This is a genomic window from Mesorhizobium sp. INR15, from assembly GCF_015500075.1.
Taxonomy (GTDB): domain Bacteria; phylum Pseudomonadota; class Alphaproteobacteria; order Rhizobiales; family Rhizobiaceae; genus Mesorhizobium.
Window position 1 is genome coordinate 39,452 of the sequence record NZ_CP045496.1, and the last position, 18,289, is coordinate 57,740.

General features: G+C 63.5%; 16 protein-coding genes. 5 read left to right on the forward strand and 11 right to left on the reverse strand.

Going from position 1 to position 18,289, the window contains the following annotated elements:
• Nucleotides 1-11: 11 nt before the first annotated feature.
• From miaB to GA829_RS00240, 10 genes are all read right to left on the reverse strand, one after another.
• On the reverse strand, nucleotides 12-1,424 hold the full coding sequence (miaB, locus tag GA829_RS00195; protein WP_195176599.1) for a tRNA (N6-isopentenyl adenosine(37)-C2)-methylthiotransferase MiaB: 1,413 nt from the start codon (nucleotides 1,422-1,424) through the stop codon (nucleotides 12-14).
• Nucleotides 1,425-1,486: 62 nt separating this feature from the next.
• Nucleotides 1,487-2,287 carry a lyso-ornithine lipid O-acyltransferase gene (olsA, locus tag GA829_RS00200; RefSeq protein ID WP_195176600.1) on the reverse strand — a complete coding sequence of 267 codons (801 nt, stop codon included), beginning with the start codon at nucleotides 2,285-2,287 and terminating at the stop codon, nucleotides 1,487-1,489.
• Between the two features lie 27 nt (nucleotides 2,288-2,314).
• Entirely contained in the window at nucleotides 2,315-2,809 is a 495-nt protein-coding gene (gene rimI, locus GA829_RS00205) for a ribosomal protein S18-alanine N-acetyltransferase (protein ID WP_195176601.1), read from the reverse strand.
• Nucleotides 2,809-3,486, reverse strand: coding sequence for a tRNA (adenosine(37)-N6)-threonylcarbamoyltransferase complex dimerization subunit type 1 TsaB (tsaB, locus tag GA829_RS00210; protein ID WP_195176602.1), 678 nt, complete (start codon nucleotides 3,484-3,486; stop codon nucleotides 2,809-2,811). The genes rimI and tsaB overlap by 1 nt, the downstream gene beginning before the upstream one ends.
• Nucleotides 3,487-3,640: 154 nt before the next feature.
• Nucleotides 3,641-4,747 (reverse strand): DUF1513 domain-containing protein, encoded by a 1,107-nt coding sequence (locus tag GA829_RS00215; protein WP_195179460.1) that lies wholly within the window; start codon nucleotides 4,745-4,747, stop codon nucleotides 3,641-3,643.
• Nucleotides 4,748-4,749: 2 nt separating this feature from the next.
• Complete coding sequence (locus tag GA829_RS00220; RefSeq protein WP_195176603.1) at nucleotides 4,750-5,829, reverse strand: imelysin family protein; 1,080 nt, start codon at nucleotides 5,827-5,829, stop codon at nucleotides 4,750-4,752.
• Nucleotides 5,829-7,430 carry a di-heme oxidoreductase family protein gene (locus GA829_RS00225; protein WP_195176604.1) on the reverse strand — a complete coding sequence of 534 codons (1,602 nt, stop codon included), beginning with the start codon at nucleotides 7,428-7,430 and terminating at the stop codon, nucleotides 5,829-5,831. The genes GA829_RS00220 and GA829_RS00225 overlap by 1 nt, the downstream gene beginning before the upstream one ends.
• Nucleotides 7,431-7,442: 12 nt before the next feature.
• The gene (gene bfr / locus GA829_RS00230) at nucleotides 7,443-7,928 is read right to left on the reverse strand and encodes a bacterioferritin (protein WP_195176605.1); all 486 of its coding nucleotides are present in this window, start codon (nucleotides 7,926-7,928) and stop codon (nucleotides 7,443-7,445) included.
• Nucleotides 7,894-8,205, reverse strand: a complete 312-nt coding sequence (locus GA829_RS00235; protein ID WP_195176606.1) for a (2Fe-2S)-binding protein — start codon at nucleotides 8,203-8,205, stop codon at nucleotides 7,894-7,896. The genes bfr and GA829_RS00235 overlap by 35 nt, the downstream gene beginning before the upstream one ends.
• Before the next feature lie 98 nt (nucleotides 8,206-8,303).
• Nucleotides 8,304-9,593: an imelysin family protein gene (locus tag GA829_RS00240; protein WP_195176607.1), complete on the reverse strand. Its 1,290-nt coding sequence runs from the start codon at nucleotides 9,591-9,593 to the stop codon at nucleotides 8,304-8,306.
• A gap of 28 nt (nucleotides 9,594-9,621) precedes the next feature.
• Here GA829_RS00240 and GA829_RS00245 point away from each other — a divergent pair, with 28 nt between their 5' ends.
• Together GA829_RS00245 and GA829_RS00250 are read left to right on the forward strand one after the other, a co-directional pair.
• Entirely contained in the window at nucleotides 9,622-9,852 is a 231-nt protein-coding gene (locus GA829_RS00245) for a hypothetical protein (RefSeq protein WP_195176608.1), read from the forward strand.
• A gap of 173 nt (nucleotides 9,853-10,025) precedes the next feature.
• Nucleotides 10,026-11,276: an NAD(P)/FAD-dependent oxidoreductase gene (locus GA829_RS00250; RefSeq protein ID WP_195176609.1), complete on the forward strand. Its 1,251-nt coding sequence runs from the start codon at nucleotides 10,026-10,028 to the stop codon at nucleotides 11,274-11,276.
• Nucleotides 11,277-11,288: 12 nt separating this feature from the next.
• Here GA829_RS00250 and GA829_RS00255 read toward each other — a convergent pair whose 3' ends face one another.
• Nucleotides 11,289-12,566 (reverse strand): 4-aminobutyrate--2-oxoglutarate transaminase, encoded by a 1,278-nt coding sequence (locus tag GA829_RS00255; protein WP_195176610.1) that lies wholly within the window; start codon nucleotides 12,564-12,566, stop codon nucleotides 11,289-11,291.
• Between the two features lie 253 nt (nucleotides 12,567-12,819).
• Between GA829_RS00255 and GA829_RS00260 the strand changes: the two genes are divergently transcribed.
• The 3 genes from GA829_RS00260 to GA829_RS00270 are packed head-to-tail and all read left to right on the forward strand — an operon-like array spanning nucleotide 12,820 to nucleotide 18,127.
• Nucleotides 12,820-13,959 (forward strand): efflux RND transporter periplasmic adaptor subunit, encoded by a 1,140-nt coding sequence (locus tag GA829_RS00260; RefSeq protein ID WP_195179461.1) that lies wholly within the window; start codon nucleotides 12,820-12,822, stop codon nucleotides 13,957-13,959.
• Entirely contained in the window at nucleotides 13,956-15,032 is a 1,077-nt protein-coding gene (locus GA829_RS00265) for an efflux RND transporter periplasmic adaptor subunit (RefSeq protein ID WP_195176611.1), read from the forward strand. The genes GA829_RS00260 and GA829_RS00265 overlap by 4 nt, the downstream gene beginning before the upstream one ends.
• Nucleotides 15,029-18,127 (forward strand): efflux RND transporter permease subunit, encoded by a 3,099-nt coding sequence (locus GA829_RS00270; protein WP_195176612.1) that lies wholly within the window; start codon nucleotides 15,029-15,031, stop codon nucleotides 18,125-18,127. The genes GA829_RS00265 and GA829_RS00270 overlap by 4 nt, the downstream gene beginning before the upstream one ends.
• The last annotated feature ends 162 nt before the right edge of the window (nucleotides 18,128-18,289 follow it).

The window sequence follows — 18,289 nt, forward strand, 5'->3', positions numbered from 1 at the left end:
TGCCGAGGCCGTCATGGGGCCAATTCGGCGAACAGGCTGTTGTAGCCCGTCTTCGTGATTCGCACCTGGATAATGTCACCGATTTCGCCGGCGTTTTCATCAACAATTACCGGCTGCAGCCAAGGCGAACGGCCGACCTTCTGGCCGGCCTGGCGACCGGGCTTCTCGATCAGCGTATCCATGGTCTTGCCGACCTGGCTGGTGCCGAAATCCTGCTGCTGTTTCAGGAGCAATGCCTGCAGCCTCTGCAGGCGCCCGTCCTTGACGTCCTCGGGCACATGATCGGCCATCTCGGCGCCGGGCGTGCCGGGGCGCGGCGAGTATTTGAACGAGAAGGCCGAGGCATAATTGACCTCACGGACCAGTTGCATGGTTGCCTCGAAATCGGCCTCGGTCTCGCCGGGAAAGCCGACGATGAAATCGCCCGAAAGCGCGATGTCGGTCCGTGCGGCGCGAACACGATCAAGCAGGGTCAGGTAGTCCCTGGCCGTATGCCTGCGGTTCATCGCCTTGAGGATACGGTCGGAACCCGATTGCACCGGCAGATGCAGGTAAGGCATCAGCTCAGGCAGATCGCGGTGCGCGGCTATCAGTTCGTCATCCATGTCGCGCGGATGGCTGGTCGTGTAACGCAGCCGCGCCAGCCCGGGAATTTCGGCCAACCGGTGCAGCAGGCGGCCAAGGCCCCATTCCTCGCCATTCTCGCCCTGGCCGTGCCAGGCATTGACGTTCTGGCCAAGCAGCGTCACCTCGCGTACGCCGGCTTGCGCCAGCCGCTCGGCCTCGGCGACGATCTGCGCCACCGACCGCGATACTTCCGAGCCGCGCGTGTAGGGCACAACGCAGAAGGTGCAGAACTTGTCGCAGCCTTCCTGCACCGTGAGGAACGCCGTCACGCCGCGCTTGATGATTTCGGCACGCTTGGGCTGCGGCAGGTGCTCGAACTTGTCCTCGATGGCATATTCGGTCTCGACGATCTTCTCACCGCCGCGGACCCGCGCCAGTACGTCGGGCAGCCGATGATAGGTCTGCGGGCCGATGACCAGATCGACGGCGGGCGAGCGCCGGATAATCTCGGCGCCTTCCGCCTGGGCGACACAGCCGGCAACGCCGATCAGCATCTCGCGTCCGGCCAGCGCCCGCTCAGCCTTCATTTCGCGAATGCGGCCGAGCTCGGAATAGACCTTTTCGGCCGCTTTTTCCCTGATATGGCACGTGTTGAGCAGCACCAGATCGGCCTCGCCGATGGCGTCGGTCGCGGTATAACCGTCAGCGGCCAGCGCATCGGTCATGCGCTGTGAATCATAGACGTTCATCTGGCAGCCATAGGTCTTGACGAAGACCTTCTTGGTCGCGGCGGCAGGTGCAACGATGCTTTCGGCCGCGGTGTCGATGTCGTCACGCTCTATCGTGTTCAATTCCATCCGGCGGCTTCTAACGCCTTTCCGTGACAAAAAACAGACGCTTTTGCCCGGAAGCCTTGCGGCTAGCGGCTGGGTATCGGATCGGCGAGTGCCGCCTGCACCATCTCACGTACCCGGCTTTCCATGAGTTTTGACGTTTCCTTGCGGTTCGAACCCTTGGAGAAGGCGATCGGCTCGCCGAAATGCACCTCGACGTCGAGGGCGCCCTCAGCCATCAGGACCTTCAGGTGCGGCATCAGGTCCTCGTCGCCGATCCAGGCAGCCATTGGCCGGTGCCGGCGGCCAAGCGGCACACCGTGCAGGCGGGTATAGACGATCGCCACCGGCTGGATGAAGACCTGCTCGGCAGCACCTTCCGAGATTGCCATGGACGCGGCGCCGAACAGCGTGCTCTTGAATGGCAGGATCATGTTGCCGTCGCCGGTCGAGCCCTCGGCGAACAGCACCATGGCATCACCCTTGGCCATGCGGTTGGCGATCTCGCTCGCCTGGTCACCGGACGAGCGCTTGCGCTCGCGTTCGATGAAGACAGTGCGCTGCAATTTCGACAGCATGCCGATCAGCGGCCAGCCGGCCATGTCGGCCCTGGCGATGAATTTCACATCGGCGAATGAGCCCAGCACCATGATGTCGGTCCAGGAAATGTGGTTCGACGCGACCAGCAGCGGACGCTGATTTGACAGCGCGCCCCTGACATGGATGCGCATGCCGAGGGCCCGGATGATCAGCCTGTGCCAGATCTTGAGGATGATCGTCTCGCGCCACAGACCTGTCTTCATCGACAGAATCTGCAGCGGCACAAGCACCAGCGAACCGGCGACAACGAGGCCCAGCGCCAGGAAAATCCTGATTTTTCCGATCATTGCACTTGGCCCTACCCTAGCTTCTGGCTAGCGAAGATCGCGGCGCATGACAAGCGCGCCTGTCGGACCATGTTCCGGAGACTTGTAGTAATTGGGACGCTTACCAACCTCTCGGAAGCCCAGCCGCCGATAGAGCGCGATTGCGGCAACGTTGGTTTCATCCACCTCAAGGAACAGAGCCTCGGCACGCTGCGCATGCAATTCACGCAGTACTGCATCCATCAATTGCCAGCCCAGCCCCTGCCTGCGGTGCGAGCGCGCCACGGCAACAGTCAGGATCTCACCCTCGCCCGCCGCCAGCCGCGCCAGCACGAAGCCGACAGGCGGTTTGGAGCCCTGCCCGGTTTCACGCGCGGCATAGCCGAACACCGTGTTTTGTTCGAGCAGTGCGGCGAATTCGCCATCGGTCCACGGCCGGACAAAATCCTCGCGGTGCAGCAGCGAGACCGCCGGGCTGTCTGCGATTGTCAATTGCCCAAGCGCATAGTCCCGGCGGCGTGGTTGGAGAAAGGGAATGCGCATCAGGTATTCTGCCTCGATAGAATGAAACCCGCCTGGGGCTTGGCGTCGGCGCCGCGCAGATAGAGCGGTTTCGGCTTTTCGCCCGCGCCTTTTGTGGCCGCCAGCCTGGCGTAGACGGCGATATCGGCGGTGGCGGCTTCCGGACCAATATCAAAGGCGCGCCTGGCGGTCGTGGCAATCCGCGCCGCCGCCGTGCCTGCCAGCGCCGCCGAGGTGTCCGTCGCCATGGCGACAGCTTCGGAAAGCGAAGTCACCGCCGGACCGTAAGTCAAACCTAACAATTCATCGTAAAGCGCGGCATGAATTTCCTCTCGGCCGGCATCCAGCACCGCTAGGACGGTGCGGCCGGGGAAGGTTGTGGCAGCCTGCGCCGCCAGTGCTTCAAGCGTGGTCACCCCGATCGCCGGGATCTTCAGCGCGAGCGCCAGCCCCCGTGCCGCCGAGACACCGACACGCAGGCCCGTGAACGAGCCTGGGCCAATGGAGACCGCGACCGCACCGAGGTCGGCATAACCGGCCCGGCTCTCCTTCAAGGCCGCATCGATCACCGCCATCAGGTGCTCGGCGTGGCCCTTGCCGAGATCGAGCACCGAACGGCCAAGCTCCTGCCCGGCCGCGGCATCATAGACGCAAGCGGCGCAGAGAGTGGCGGCACAGTCGATGGCAAGCAATTTCATAAGGCAGCCGGTGGAGAACGCTGGTCAAAAACCTGTTTCCCTGTGCCCGCCATGGCTCGCCGCCGCAAGGGGATAATGCAGAAATCGTTAAATGGCTTCGCTTCGCGCCGGCCGCAAAAGCCAGCATTTTCATGCCGCTGAGCGGCAAGCGCAGTCAGGCGCCAGCCTCGATACGCAGCATGTGGTTGTCCCAGACATAGTCCGGTTCGGAGCGCGTTGCGCCATTGCCTTCTATGATCTCACCCGCACCTGTTGTCGCCATGAAGCCCGATCGGTCTGGGGCCAGGCCACAAACCTCGACGAGCGTGTTCGCGCTGACGATGCGCCCGCTGGCAATGTCGATAACAGCCAGCGAATTGCCTTCGGGCGAGGAGACGGCAATCGTGCCGGCGGCGGAATTGGCGGCGACCGAGCCGATATAATTGCGGAAGCCGGACAGCACATCCGTCGGCATGTCGAGCAGTTGCAAATCCTTGCCGCGCACGGCACGCCCGACGAGCAGCGGACGGTCGGTGCCCGGCCCCCGGTACTGGCAACCGAACCAGACCGTGCCGGACGGATCGGCATCCATGTGGCGGATCGACAGCTGGTGCAGGGCCAGCGGCAGTTCGTGCTTTTCGATGAGGCCGCCGCTGACGCGGTCGACCAGCACATAGGACGGTTTCATGGTCGCGATGTTGAGTTCGGCTCGGCCGTAGTCGGGATGGGTCTCGATGCCGCCATTGGCAATGGCCAGCGTTTTGCCATCCCCCAGCAGCAGAAGTTCGTGCGAGCCCATGCCGTAAGTCGGGAACTCTCCGATGCGGTTGAATTTCGCCCGCGCATCGTAGACGCCGACAACGCCGGCGGCATTATCGAAATCGTTCTCGGTGGCATAGAGCAGCGCGCCATCGGACGAAAACACGCCATGGCCAAAAAAGTGCCGGCCAGGAATGCTGGCGATGGTCAGCGGCGCATCCCTGCCAGTGTGATCGAACACGACAGCGAAGGTGCCTGGCTGCCTGGCGAAAACCACGGACCGTTTCGACACCGGGTCGAACGTGACGTCGTGGCCGCGATCGGGCAGGCTGATGGCGTGCAGCACCTTGCCGGCCTCGGACAGCACAGCGGCACCAAAGCTGCCGTCACGCTTGACGAAGGCGGTGGCGAAGACGGCGTCGGCGGCAAGCGTCTGGGCCCAGGCCGATGGCGCCACCGCTGCCATGAAGCCGACACCGGCAGCGCGGAGGAAATCACGGCGATCGATCAGGTTGGTTCTCAACATCAATCCCCATCGAGCGAGGAAAAACCGGCGGTCAGGCCGAATTCGGTGGTCAGCCTGGTACCGAAAAGGGTCGACAGGCTTGAGCTGATCAGCGCGAAGTGCTCAAGCTTCGCGCGCTGCGCCGGATCGGCCAGGACCTTGTCAATCGGGCCCTTGACGGACTGGGCCGTGCTGACGCCGTTGACGAGCTGGATATGGATGGACTCGGCCATCCAGCTGTTATCGGGCTGCAGCGCGTCGCCGAGTTTCGAGGCCTCGAACAGTGTGTCGACGCCGGAAAGATTGCCGGCCAGCGACCTGGCGGTGTTTTGCGAACGCCAGTAGATCGCCTGCTTCGGCTTGTCGGCTTCCGGCTTGCCGCCCAAAAACCCCTTGAGCCTGATGTCGCGGACCATCTCCAGTTCATTGATGAAGACGCCGACCAGCTCGGTCACCGCCTCGGTGCCATCTCGGTAGAGCGCATTTTGCGGCCCGGGATTGGCCCACAGCGCGGCGAAGCCGTCCGGCTTGTTCCAGGCGTCACTGACATCGCCGGCCATGGTTTCGATATTGCCAGCGATCGCCGCGCCATAGGCACAGCGATAGGCGTCGTCCTTGCCCGTCAGCGCGTCGGCGCCGTCGCCAAAAAGTAAGAATTCCAGCGCGCCCAGCCCCTGCATGGCGACGCTCTTTCCGGCCAGCAGCACCGGGTCGATGGCGGTTGGGTCCTTGTCGGACAACGCCGCCTGGACCTGCTTGAGGCCAATGCTCTTGCGGTCCGGCCAGTAGAGCATGCGCTCCAGCCGGTTGTTCTCCTTGATCGGCCCGAAACCAATGATTTCCGCCTTCGACCACGCCTCCACAGTAGCCGAGAATTCGCCGCGCGCCGCATCGAGCCCCTGTTGCGACGGCGCCTCGCAGAGTGTTCGCACCGCCTTGGTCAGGCTGACTGCATGATCGTGCAACCCGGAATAGGCCGGGCGGACAAAGCCGTCGATGGCGCGCTGGATGACATCGGATGCCTTCACGGCGGCCGCCGCCGGCGACATACCAGCCAGTGCAAGCGGGAACACAACAGCCAGAGCAAGACGTTTCGACATCACAGTGCCTCCAGGAATTTGATCAGTGCATCACGATCGGCGGCATCGGCGGCGGCAAAGCGGTCGCGTGCCTTCTGCCCTTCACCGCCATGCCACAGGATTGCTTCGGTCAGGTTGCGGGCGCGCCCGTCATGCAGGAAGAACGTATTCCCGTTAATGGTCCGCGTCAGGCCGATGCCCCAAAGCGGCGGCGTGCGCCACTCGCTGCCTGTGGCATCACCCACCGCCTGGCCATCAGCAAGGCCAGGCCCCATGTCGTGCAACAGGAAATCGGAATAGGGCCAGATCAGCTGGAAGGCCTGCGCCTTGTTGGGCGTGCCGCGGCGGGTGACGAATTTCGGCGTATGGCACGAAATGCAGCCCATCTCGTAGAACTGTTTCTTGCCGGCAAGCACCTGAGGGTTGTCGAGGTCTCGCCGTGCCGGCACGGCGAGATTCTGCGCATAGAAGATGACAAGATCCATCACCGGCGGCGGTGCCTCGACCGGACCCAGCCGCTTCTGCACGCCATTCGGCATGGCGAGGCAATCCTTCTGAGCGGCGGTGCAGTCGCCCCAGTGTTTCGGCACTTCCGGCGTCGAGATGCCGATATCACCGGCGAAGGCGTCCGCCGATTGCGCGCGGATCGACAGGCTCTGCGCCTTCCAGCCGAAACGGCCAAGCGTCAGTTCGCCGCTCTGATTATCGCGAACGATGTTGGGCCGACCAGAAATGCCGTCGCCATCCCTGTCGTCCGGGTCGGCACGCGCCAGGATGTCAGCCGGCGCGATCTGCTCGATGAGGCCAAGCCCGATCATCGGCGGTGTCAGGCGCGGCGACAGCGTGGTGTGCGGATCAAGTGGGCCATAGCCAAGATTGGCGATCGAATAGGTGGGGTTGCGCAGCGAGACGATGGCGCCACCGGCCAGCGTCACCTTCTGTTCCTGGTAGTCGATATGCATCCGGCCTTCCCCGCGCAGGCCGGGAACAGCCAGTTCCTGGAGTTGCGAGCCATAGACCGGATCGGGATAGTTCAGCACCTTGCGATCGGCGCGTGCCGCCTTCTCTTCCGCCGTGCTGGCGTCACGCGCCAGCCGCAGAAACATCGACGTTGTGCCCGCGTCGCCTTCGGGCGGATGACCGCGGCCATCCTTCACATGGCAATTCTGGCAGGCCCGCTCATTGAACAACGGGCCAAGCCCGTCCGATGCCTGTGTCGATGACGGCGATGACACCCAGTTCTTGCGGAAAAGCGCGTTGCCGAGTTTGAAATCTCCCTCTTCCTCGAAAGAGAGGTTGGCCGAGGATTGCGAGAAGGCGTCGCGGTTGGCCTCCTTCGTGGAGGTGCCGGCGCCGCCTTGCATGAGTTCGAACGGCTCGGGCTTGGAGAAATCAGTGGTCGGCCTGGTGATGGCAATGACGCGCGCCTGATCCCTGGGGTTGAGATCAGTACGAGTGGCCGAGAGGCCGGCCGGTTCGATAGTGCCGGCCACAGCCGACGCGGTAACCGCCACTATAATGAGGACGGAAAGCCCGCGAGACGATGTCGATCGCGGGTCCTGCTGGAGCGGAGGGCGCTTGGCCCGCCGCAGGCGGCGCAACAATGCTATGGCGCGCCGCATTCCCGCATGTCCTTATTCCGCTTCGTCGGCTGCCGCCGCGTTAAGCAGGCCGTATTTTTCCTCGCCGATCGAGGCGAGCAGGTCGAGCTGCGTTTCGAGGAAGTCGATGTGTCCTTCCTCGTCGGCCAGCAATTCCTCGAACAGCTTCATCGTCACGTAGTCGCCCGCTTCATTGCAGATCTCGCGTGACCGCTTGTAGGCGGTGCGCGCGTCATACTCGCCGGCAAGGTCGGATTCGAGCACTTCCTTCACATTCTGTCCGATGCGCAACGGCGCAACCGACTGCAGATTAGGATGTCCCTCGAGGAAAATGATGCGGGCCACGAGCCTGTCGGCATGGTGCATCTCCTCGATCGATTCCGCGCGTTCCTTCTTCGCCAGCTTGGCGTATCCCCAGTCTTCCAGCAGACGGAAATGCACCCAATACTGATTGACGGCTCCAAGCTCCAGAAAAAGAGCCTCGTTAAGCCGCTCGATGATCTGCTTTTCGCCTTTCATCAGTTCTGCTCCCGTATTGGACGCGCAGGCCTCTGACGCGATCCAGGTGTGAAATGATATCCACGCCGCTCGCCTCCGAGCGAGCGTGGTAATTTTCGGTTACCCGAATGATCGTTTCCACCACATTTGGGAAGCAGCCGCAACAGCGACCGCGCTTCTGCATGGCATGATAGATCTTCGCCGGCACGATGAGCTGCCAGGGGTCCTGATCCAGCAGCCCGACGATCGTCTGCTCAATTTCCTTCTCGGTGATGATGTTGCAATGGCAGATCAGCATTACGTCGCTCTGGGTGGCTAGCGGCGCCCTCTCCGCGCCGTGTGGCTTATTCTCTCATCCGGGCATGGTCAGTCCGACCACGCCCTGATGTCTGGCTGCTACTTGAACACCTTGTCGGGCGCATCAAGGCTGTCGGAGCCCTCGAAGGCAATGGCGTTGAGCTTCAGCGTGCCAACGGCGCGTTCGATCGACTTGGTCTGGTCGATCAGCGCGTTGATCGCCGCCTGCACGGTGGCGTTGCCTTCCGTGTTGCCTTCCGCGATCTGCTGGTCATAGGCTTCACCCGCCTCGGCCCGCGCCTTGATGGCTTCCATCTTGGCGACAGTGACGTCCAGCTTGTCCGACAGTTCCTTGTCGATCGCAGGATCGGCTGCTCTTACCATGGCGGCCACTGAAGGCCCTTCAACGACGGTGCCATCGAGACGCTTGTAGCTCGCGTGGTAGGCGGCGCGGATGCCGATGGCGTCATAGAGATGGGAGTTGTAGGTGTTGTCGGAGAAGCAATCCTGCTCCTCTTCCGGGTCGTGCAGCAACAGGCCGAGTTTCATGCGCTCGCCGGCCAGTTCGCCATAGGACAGCGAACCCATGCCGGTGAAGATGATCGAGATGGCGGTGTTCGGCTCGCCGTCGACAAGGTTCTTGCGTGCAGCGCCGCCCTCTTTCCAGTCGCCGACCATTTTCCGCAGATCCGAAACCAAGAGGTCCGTCGCCGACTTCAGATACTGGGCGCGGCGGTCGCAATTGCCGCCCGTGCAGTTCTTGAGATCGTAGTCGGTATAGGGACGCTCGCCGGCGCCCGGACCGGTACCGTGCAGATCCTGGCCCCACAGCAGGAATTCGATCGCATGGTAGCCTGTCGCGACATTGGCTTCGATGCCGCCGGCCTGCTGCAGCGTGCCTGACAGGAACTCCGGCGTCAGGTTCGACGCATCGACCTTCTTGCCGTTGATCTCTATCTCCTTGTTGGCGATCACGTTGGCTGCATAGAGCGAATTCGCGTCCGACTCGGTGCCGTAGCTCTTTGCGACATAGTCGATCAGGCCTTCGTCCAGCGGCCAGGAATTCACCTCGCCTTCCCAGTCGTCGACGACCTTGTTGCCGAAACGGTAGACCTCGGTCTGCTGATAAGGGACGCGTGATGCCTTCCAGGCGTCGCGAGCGGCACTCAACGTCTCCACCGACGGCTTTGCCAGCAGCGCATCGACAGCCTTGTCGAGTGTCTGCGCCGTGATCAGCGCATCCTCGTATTTGGCCAGCCCGATGTCGGCATAGGTCTTGATGACCGCCTTCGCATCGGTTTCCGCCTTTGCCGGCAGCACGAACACCGCTGCCGTCAGCAGTGCCGTGGCACCGACCGCGGCAAACCTGCCGCCATATCGTGCTGTCATTATCGCTCTCCAGTTTTTCGGAAAATTCATGAACGGCGCGCGCGGCAACCGGCGCAAGGCCATGTGCGTACCACTGGGCGCAAGACTTGCCGCGCCATCGCGCGGTTCGCGGAAGAAAGACACCAAAATGCCTCCAATCGAACGGGTTCAAGGCCCAGACATCAAAGGGATGCGCTACTGCGCGAGCCTCCATAAAGCTTCGGCGCCGATGGAAGTCAACGAAAATCGGCAGGAAAAACCAATTGAAACAATAGTTTAGAATTATTCTAAACTGGAAAGCTCAACTTTACGCACTGCTGCAACGGCTTTGCCGCCGAACTGTATGATTGACAGCCGCCATCCCGGGTGCGACCCGCAGAGGCTCTCTTGCGGCGGCGTCAGACAATTGCCACTTGGCGAGACATCCTAGAATCGGCTGGGGATAGGGATTCCATGAAGAACGGCGTGGTCATTGTCGGTGCGGGTCATGCGGGCGTGCAAGCGGCCGCAAGTCTGCGCGAGGACGGCTATGATGGCCCGGTCATTCTCGTCGGCGACGAGAACGAGCTGCCCTATCACAAGCCGCCACTGTCGAAGACCTTCATCAAGGACGCCGAGGCAAAGCCGCAGCCGTTGCGCGGTGAAGCCTTTTATTCCAACAACGCCATCGATTACCGGCCTGGCATCAGGATCGACCGGATCGACACTGGGCGCCGCAGCCTCGACATCGCCGGCGGCGGCGCTCTTGCCTTCGACCATCTGATCCTGGCGACCGGATCGCGTCCGCGCCTGCCGCCATTGCCTGGTGCTGATCTTTCCGGCGTCCTGTCGTTGCGCTCGATTGCCGATGCGAGGCTGATCCGTGCGCTCAGCGCACAGAGCGACGAGGTCGTCATTCTGGGCGGCGGCTTCATCGGGCTGGAGATCGCCGCGACGCTGCGGGCGGCCGGCCGTACGGTGACCGTGGTCGAAGCCGTCGAACGGTTGCTCGGCCGCGCGGTGGCGCCGGTCGTGGCAAGCCATGTCCGGCAACGGCTGGAAGCGATGGGCGTACGTATTCTCACCGGCACCACCATTGCCAGGCTTGAAGGCGAAGGCGGTCATGTCTCGGCTGCGATCACCTCGACCGGCGAAAGGCTACCGGCGCGCATGGTCATCGTTGGCATTGGCGCCGTGCCGAATGTCGAACTGGCGCAGGCCGCCGGTCTCACTGTCGCCAACGGTATCCGCGTCGATCATCAGATGCGCAGCTCGGCGGCGGAAATCCTGGCGATCGGCGACGCAGCCTCCTACCGCCACTGGTTCACTGGAGGCGATGTGCGGCTGGAATCAGTGCAGAACGCCACCGACCAGGCCCGCCTGGCGGCGCGCACCATCACCGGCCATGCCGACTCCTATTCGGCGGTGCCATGGTTCTGGTCCGATATAGGCGACATGAAACTGCAGATGGTCGGGCTGACCTCGGGCGGCGACAGCCATGTCGTGCTGGGTGATCTCGCCGAGAACAAATTCTCGATCTACCACTATGCCGGAGACCGGCTGCTCGGCATTGAATCCGTCAACCGTCCTGGTGACCACATGCTTGGCCGCAAGATGCTCGGCGCCGGCTTCTCGCCGACGCCGCGGACTGTCGAGATGGGACCTGATGGGCTGAAGGCGGCCTTGGCCGCCTTCCAGATCGAACCAGCCCGCGTGGCCGGTTAGATCCTGTTCCGATCAGGCCGCGCAGACTTCGCGGATCGAGCTTTCCAGGATGTCGAGCGCCTCGTTCATGACGGCATCCTGGATGGTGATCGGCGCGAGGAAGCGGATGACGTTGCCATAAACGCCGCAGGTGAGCAGGATCAATCCCTTGTCCAGCGCCTTCAACCGGATCGCATTGGCGATCTCGGCCGACGGCAGGCCCTTCTTGACGTCGTTGAACTCGACCGCGTTCATGAAGCCGAGGCCTCTGATGTCAACGATCTCGGGCACGTCGTCACGGATTGACTGCAGCCGCTGCTTCAGTCTTGCACCCAGCGTGTTGGCACGGTCACAGAGTTTCTCGTCTTCGATCACATCGAGAACCGCGTGTGCTGCCGCAACGCCGATCGGGCTGCCGCCATAGGTGCCACCAAGGCCGCCGGGGTTCGGCGCATCCATCAGTTCGGCGCGGCCGGTGACCGCCGCCAACGGGAAGCCGCCGGCCAGGCTCTTGGCCATGGTGGTGATATCGGCGGCCACGTCATGGTGATCCATGGCGAACATCTTGCCGGTGCGGGCAAAGCCTGTCTGCACTTCGTCGGCGATCAGAAGCATGCCGTGCTGGTCGCAGAGCTTGCGCAGCGCCGTGAGGAGTTCACGCGGCGCGTCGTAGAACCCGCCCTCACCCTGAACCGGCTCGATGATGATCGCGGCGACGCGCGCCGGGTCGACATCGGCCTTGAACAGCTTGTCCAGCGCCGCCAGCGAATCGGCGACCGAGACACCATGCAGCTGCACGGGGAACGGCACGTGGTAGACGTCACCCGGCATGGCACCGAAGCCAACCTTGTAGGGAACGACCTTGCCGGTCAGCGCCATGCCCATGAAGGTGCGGCCATGGAAGCCGCCGCCAAAGGCGATGACGGCCTGGCGGCCGGTCGCATTGCGGGCGATCTTGATGGCGTTCTCGACCGCCTCGGCGCCGGTGGTGACGAAGATCGTCTTCTTCTCGAAATTGCCGGGCAGCATGGCGTTCAGGCGTTCGGCCAGCCGGACGTAGCTCTCATAAGGCACCACCTGGTGGCAGGTGTGGGTGAAACGATCGAGCTGCGCCTTGACCGCCTCAATCACCCTTGGATGGCGATGGCCGGTGTTGACGACGGCGATGCCGGACGAGAAGTCGATGTAGCGGCGGCCTTCGACATCCCAGATCTCCGAGTTCTCGGCCCGGTCGGCATAGATCTGCGTCGTCATGCCGACGCCGCGCGAGATCGACTGGTTTTTGCGTTCGGAAATCGCTGAATTCTTCATGGGTATCCCTCTTCGGGCCGGCGCCCGTTCCTGTTTGGTGTCGTTGAGATGTCTTCTGACCTTATTTCATGTTTTCCTCAAGTCGGCACCGCCGGGAGGCGATTGGGCCTGCCGCACGACGCCGCCCGCGCGCCGTCTTAACGAGTCGGCCGATAGGCGTACGAGAGAGGTTCCCTTTTCCAGGGGATCGATTATCTTTCAATGGCCTGCGCGGCTCCGCGATGAGGAGCGCCCCATGCAGGCCGGGGACGCCATGAGCCGGAACGCGACATCGCCCGCCTTGCAACCATCGCCCTCAAATCCTTTGCCGTTTCGAAATGCCCCGATCCTTGCCGCCGTTGTCCTGGCGGGCCTGTTTCTGGCCGGATGCCAAAAACAGGAAGCGGCCGCGCACAAGCTGCCCATCATGGTGCGCGCCACCGAGGTCCAGGTTTCGGACTATGCGCAGAGCACGTCGCTGACCGGCGTCATCGCGGCGCGCACGCTGAACAACCTGTCGTTCCGCGTCGGCGGGCGCATTGCCGAGCGGTTCGTGGAAATCGGCCAGCATGTCGACAAGGGCACCTTGCTCGCCCGCATCGATCCGCAGGAGCAGGAATCGGACCTGCGCTCGGCGCAAGCCGATCTCGATGCCGCACAGGCGCAACTGACGCAGGCCACGGCTGCCTTCGAGCGGCAAAAGACATTGCTTGCGCAAGGCTTCACGACCCGGCGCGACTATGATCAGGCCGAGCAGGCGCAAAGCGTGGCGCAAGGCAGCGTCCAGCAGGCGCAAAGCGCGCTCGACAATGCCAGGGACAGCCTGTCCTTCACGGAATTGCGGTCCGGCGCGCCGGGCATCGTCACCGCGCGGGCGGTCGAGGCCGGCCAGGTGGTGCAGGCCGCGCAGACCGTGCTGACCGTCGCCGAGGACGGCGACCGTGACGCCGTCTTCAATGTGCACGAAACCCTGGTGGCCGGCAGTTCCGCAGCCCCGCCAGTCTCGATCACGCTGGTGTCGGACCCTGCGATCAAGGCAACCGGCAAGGTGCGCGAGATTTCGCCCGTGGTCGATGCCGCCTCGGCCTCGGTCCGGGTCAAGGTCGCCATCCCTGATACGCCGGGAACCATGCCGCTTGGCGCCGCCGTCATCGGCACGGTCAGCGCCAAGCCCGTGAAAGCGATTGTTCTGCCATGGCAGGCGCTGACCTCCAGCAACGGGGCTCCGGCGGTCTGGCTTGTCGATCCGGCCTCCAAGGCGGTCACCGTCGCGCCGGTGGATATCCTAGCCTATGATTCCGGCGTCATCGTCGTCGGCAAGGGGCTGGAGGCCGGCCAGCACGTTGTCACCGCCGGCGGTCAGTTGCTCAGCCCGGGCGAGGTGGTCGACATCGCCGGAGGGGCAACGCAATGATCCGGCCAGCATCCGCCATCGGACTTTCCGCGCTGATCCTTCTTGGCGCCTGCTCCGCCGAACCGGAAAAGGCGCCCGAGATCATCAGGCCGGTGCTTTCGGTGGTGGTCCAGCCGCGCACCAGCCAGACGCTCGGCTTTGCCGGCGTGGTCGAGCCGGAGTTCAGCGCCAGCCTCGCCTTCCGCCTGCTTGGGCGTGTTGTCACGCGCGATGTCGATGTCGGCGATCTCGTCACCAAGGGCACGACGATCGCCACGCTCGATCCCACGGCACTTGAGCTTGCCCTGCAGGCGGCCAAGGCCGGCCTGTCAAACGCGCAGGCCGAATTCACCAACGCTGCCGCCAGCGAGGAACGTCAGCGGGCGCTTCTGGCCGACAAGAACACCTCGCAGGCCACCTATGACGCCGCCCAGCAGGCGAGGCAGGCGGCGCAGGCCAATGTCGAGCGCGCCAAGGCTGCCCTTGCCAAATCAGAGGAACAGCTGGGTTACGCCCGGCTGTTTTCGGACTTCGACGGCATCGTCACGGCGGTCGGCGCCGAGGTCGGGCAGACCGTGCCCGCCGGTCAGACCGTGGTGACGGTGGCACGCTCCGATGTGCGCGAGGCGGTGGTCGACATTCCCGACCAGTTGACCGGCGATCTCAAGGCAGGAACCGGCTTCGACGTGATCCTGCAGTCGCTGCCGTCGATCCGTGCCGAGGGCAAGCTGCGCGAGATCGCGCCGCAGGCCGACAGTTCGACTCGCACCCGGCGCGTGCGGCTGACGCTGCTCGATGCACCAACGGCATTCCGGCTTGGCTCGACGGTGACGGCGACGCGGGTGACCGCGATCGACCCGACAATCGAACTGCCGCTCTCGGCGCTGCTTGAGAAAGACGGCAAGCAACAAGTCTGGGTCGTCGATCCACAGTCCTCGAAGGTCGCGCTGCGGGACATCAAGGTTGGCACCAAGCAGGCGAACAGCTTTGCCGTTGCGGGCGGGCTCGATGCCGGCATGAGGGTTGTCACCGCAGGGGTGCACAGCCTGACGGCTGGAGAGACGGTCAAGATCCCGGAAGGAGCCGCCCAATGAAGGGCTTCAATCTCTCCGACTGGGCGCTCAGCCACCGTTCGCTGGTCTGGTATTTCATGCTGGTGTTCGTCGTCGCCGGCATCTCGGCCTATCTCAACCTCGGCCGCGAGGAAGATCCCGCCTTCACCATCAAGACCATGCTGATCCAGGCTAATTGGCCGGGCGCGTCGGTCGACGAGACGCTGCGCCAAGTTACCGACCGCATCGAGAAGAAACTCGAGGAACTCGACAGCCTCGACTACAGCAAGTCGGTCACCACCGCCGGCAAGACCGTCGTCTTCGTCAACCTGAAGCCGTCGACCAAGGCGCGTGACGTTGCACCGACCTGGGTGCGCATCCGCAACATGATCAATGACATCCGCGCGCAGTTTCCCGAAGGCGTGCAAGGGCCGTTCTTCAACGACAGCTTTGGCGACGTCTATGGCAATGTCTATGCGTTCACGGCGGACGGGCTAACGCCGCGCCAGTTGCGCGACTATGTCGAGCTGGCGCGCACCCGAATCCTGGCGGTACCCAATGCCGGCAAGGTTGACCTTATCGGCGCCCAGGACGAAGCGATCTATCTCGAGTTCTCGACCCGCCAGATCGCGGCCCTTGGCCTGAACCAACAAGCGATCGTGGCCAGCCTGCAGGCGCAGAATGCCATTGCGCCCTCCGGCGTCATCGAAACCGGTCCGGAGCGCGTCAGCGTGCGCGTGTCGGGACAGTTCACCTCCGAGGACAGCCTGCGCGCCATCAACCTGCGCGTCAACGACCGCTTCTTCCGGCTGAGCGACGTGGCGACCATCACCCGGGGCTATGCCGACCCGCCGACGGCGCTGTTCCGTTTCAATGGCGAGGACGCGATCGGGCTTGCCATCGGCATGAAGCCCAACGCCAACCTGCTCGATTTCGGCAAGGCGTTGAAGGTCGAGATGGACAGGATTGTCGCCGATCTGCCGGTCGGCGTCGGCGTGCACCTGGTCGCCGACCAGCCCGTTATCGTCGAGGAGGCCGTGTCAGGCTTCACCCGCGCCCTGTTCGAGGCGGTGGCGATCGTGCTTGCCGTCTCCTTCATCAGCCTCGGCATGCGCGCCGGTTTCGTCGTGGCGCTGTCGATCCCGCTGGTGCTGGCCATCACCTTCCTGTTCATGGACTACCTCGGCATCTCGCTGCAGCGCATTTCGCTGGGCGCGCTGATCATCGCGCTTGGCCTGCTGGTCGACGACGCGATGATTGCCGTCGAGATGATGGTGGCGCGGCTGGAAGCCGGCGACAACCTCCGCAAAGCGGCGACCTATGTCTACACCTCGACGGCCTTCCCGATGCTGACCGGAACGCTGGTGACGGTCACCGGCTTCATTCCGATCGGCCTCAACAACAGCGCGGCGGGCGAATACACCTACACGCTGTTTGTCGTCATCGCCGTGTCGCTGCTGGTGTCCTGGATCGTGGCGGTCCTTTTCGCACCGCTGCTCGGCGTCACCATTTTGCCGGCGACGATGAAGCACAAGCATCAGGACAAGCCCGGCCGTTTCACCTCACTGTTTCGCAGCGCGCTTGTCGGGTCGGTGCGTCACCATTGGCTGACCATCCTGGCAACGGTGATCTTGTTTGCCGCATCGATCGTCGGCATGGGCTTCGTCCAGCAGCAGTTCTTCCCGTCCTCCGACCGGCCCGAACTGATTGTCGACTGGAACCTGCCGCAGAACAGTTCGATCGCCGAGACGCGCGACCAGATGGAGCGCTTCGAGAAGGCCGCACTCGCCGGAAACCCGGATATCGAGCACTGGAGTTCCTATATCGGCCAGGGCGCGGTGCGCTTCGTGCTGGCCTATGACGTGAAGCCGGCCAACCCCTATTTCGGCCAGACCGTTATCGTCACCAAGAACATCGAGGCCCGCAACAGGGTGAAGAGCGCTATCGAGAAGATGCTGCGCGAGGACTTTGTCGGCACCGATGCATTCGTCAAGACGCTTGAGCTCGGCCCACCTGTCGGACGGCCGGTGCAATATCGCGTCAGCGGTCCCGACACGCAGACGGTGAGGGCGCTGTCGCAGCAACTGGCCGGCGTCATCTCGGCTAATCCGAAGCTTGGCGCGCCGACTTTCGACTGGAATGAGCCGTCACGGGTGCTGAAAGTCGACGTGCTGCAGGACAAGGCGCGCCAGCTCGGCGTCACCTCCTCGGCCATTTCCAACGCGCTGAACAGCGTGGTCGGCGGCGTCACCATCACCCAGGTGCGCGACGCCACCTATCTCGTCAATGTCATCGTGCGCTCCCGCGAGGCCGAGCGCGGCTCGATCGAGACGCTGCGCAACATGCAATTGCCGACCGGCAATGGCGAATCCATCCCGCTCGCCGCCGTCGCCAATTTCCACTATGAACTGGAACAGCCGACGGTGTGGCGGCGCAGCCGCGTGCCGACGATCACCGTGCAGGCCGGCCTTGTCGGCGCGGCCTTGCCGGACACCGTGGTCAATGAGCTGAAACCGTCGGTCAATGCCTTCATCGCCAAATTGCCGGTCGGCTACGCGGTGGACACGGCAGGGTCGGTTGAAGAGAGTTCCAAGAGCCAGGGGCCGATCGCCGCCGTGGTGCCGCTGATGCTGTTCATCATGGCGACGATCCTGATGATCCAGCTGCAGAGCTTCCAGCGCCTTTTCCTGGTTGTTGCCGTCGCGCCGCTGGGGCTGATCGGCGTGGTCGCGGCGCTGTTGCCGAGCGGTGCGCCGCTCGGCTTCGTCGCCATTCTCGGCGTGCTGGCGCTGATCGGCATCCTGATCCGCAACTCGGTCATCCTGATCGTGCAGATCGAGGACCTGGTGCGCGAAGGCAAGGACCGCTGGGCAGCGGTGATCGAGGCCACCGAACACCGCATGCGGCCGATTGCGCTGACCGCGGCAGCGGCCAGCCTGGCGCTGATCCCGATCGCGCGCGAAGTGTTCTGGGCGCCTATGGCCTTCGCCATGATGGGCGGCATCATCGCCGGCACGGCGATTACCTTGCTGTTCCTGCCAGCGCTCTATGTCGCCTGGTTCCGCATCAAGGAGCCGAAGGACGGCACCGACCAGCCGATCCCGGAAACTGACGAGCCCGCCGCCGGGCCGGCCTGAAAGTTCTGTGCCGCGACAGCGCGAAGCCGATGGCATTGGCTTCGCTCGGCAGCGCTTTCCGGTCAGGGAGGCGACTTTTCATCCAAGTCCCAGTTGCCCGAAAATCCGCTTTTCGGCGCGAATTGCCACACATCTTGAAGACGGTCGCGATTTGTAACATTT